This is a genomic window from Priestia sp. SIMBA_032, from assembly GCF_046535215.1.
Classification (GTDB): domain Bacteria; phylum Bacillota; class Bacilli; order Bacillales; family Bacillaceae_H; genus Priestia; species Priestia aryabhattai.
Map to the genome: position 1 here is coordinate 1 of NZ_JAWRXD010001386.1, position 243 is coordinate 243.

1 protein-coding gene is annotated in these 243 nt (G+C 70.4%); it reads right to left on the minus strand.

Going from position 1 to position 243, the window contains the following annotated elements; all coding sequences use genetic code 11:
• On the minus strand, positions 1-243 hold a 243-nt coding region (locus tag SB717_RS38870), incomplete at both ends, for a hypothetical protein (RefSeq protein WP_410908597.1).

Sequence of the window (243 nt, forward strand, 5' to 3'; positions counted from 1 at the left end):
GTTGCTGGCGCTTGCTGGCCTGGCGGGCGAGCATGACGCGGCGTCCGACCACGACCTTGCGTCGCTTGGCGTTCTGCTCCGCCCGGGCGCGCAGGCTGGAGTCGATCTTCTCGACGCGGCGGTAGAGCGTGGCGAGCCAGAGCCGGTAGCCCAGGGCCGCGAGGTGGCGGTGCGCCTGGGGGATCGTCATCAGCTGCGCCTCAATGCAGTCGGTGACGATGCGGTCGATCTCCGGCCAGTCGT